We start from the raw sequence: 1089 nt of genomic DNA on the forward strand, positions 1-1089 counted from the left end.
CGAAGGCTATGTCGTGATCCGCGATGCGCTGCGGAAGACCGGAAAGGTCGGCCTGGCGCAGATCACCATTTCGGGCCGCGAATGGCTGGTCGCCATCGCGCCGCTCGAAGACGGGCTTGTCATGGAGATGCTCCGCTACGAAGAGGAACTCCGCAAACCTGCGGACTTCTTCGACGAGGTGCCGGGGACGAAGCCCGACAAGGAAATGGTTGATCTCGCCGTGCAGCTGATCGGCAAGAAGACCGCGGCGTTCAAACCGGATAAATTCGAGGATCACTACCAGACCGCGCTCAAGGTGCTGGTGCAGGACAAACTCAAAGGCCGCAAGATCGTCGCCCACGAGCAGGACCGTCCGAAGGGCGGCAACATCGTCGATCTCATGGAAGCGCTGAAAAAGAGCGTCGGCGCGGCAGGTCCTTCGCCCAAGTCCGGCGCTTCGTCCTCGAAAGCCAAGACAACGCGCAGCGCCAAGAAGCGTGCCTAGTCGCGCGCTCTTGAAACCCCGAGACTGCGCCGTGGGTTCTCGTTGAGATGTGAGCGAACGGCAAGCGAGATGGCGCATGGCAAAGTCGACAAAGAAGCTCTCGACCTATCGCGCAAAGCGGGATTTCACCAAGACCGAGGAGCCTTCGGGACAAGAGGCAATCCGCTCGGCCGAATATCCACGCTTCGTCGTCCAGAAGCACGATGCGACGCGGCTTCATTACGATCTTCGCCTTGAGATGGACGGCGTCTTCAAGTCCTGGGCCGTCACGCGCGGGCCGTCGCTCGATCCCAAGGACAAACGCCTCGCGGTCGAAGTCGAAGACCATCCCCTCGACTATGGAGACTTCGAGGGCACGATCCCGAAGGGCGAATACGGCGGCGGCACCGTGATGCTGTGGGACCGCGGTTTCTGGATGCCCGAGGGCGACAAGCCGGCCGATCAAGCACTGCGCGACGGCGATCTCAAGATCCTGATGGCGGGCTCCAAGCTCAAGGGAAGCTGGGTGCTCGTGCGCATGAAGCACGACAAGTTGGGTGGCAATCGCAACAACTGGCTGCTGATCAAACACCGCGATGAGTACTCGAGGGCGGGCGACAAGGATG

2 protein-coding genes are annotated in these 1089 nt (G+C 61.2%); both read left to right on the top strand.

Annotated features, from left to right (window positions below; translation table 11 throughout):
* Positions 1-484, top strand: a 484-nt coding sequence (locus tag I8N66_RS37470; RefSeq protein WP_365888492.1) for a Ku protein, incomplete at its 5' end; no start/stop codon positions are given.
* Positions 485-560: 76 nt separating this feature from the next.
* On the top strand, positions 561-1089 hold a 529-nt coding region (locus I8N66_RS37475), incomplete at its 3' end, for a DNA polymerase ligase N-terminal domain-containing protein (RefSeq protein WP_291165627.1).

Origin of the sequence: Ensifer sp. SSB1 (genome assembly GCF_016652895.1) — a bacterium.
Taxonomy (GTDB): domain Bacteria; phylum Pseudomonadota; class Alphaproteobacteria; order Rhizobiales; family Rhizobiaceae; genus Ensifer.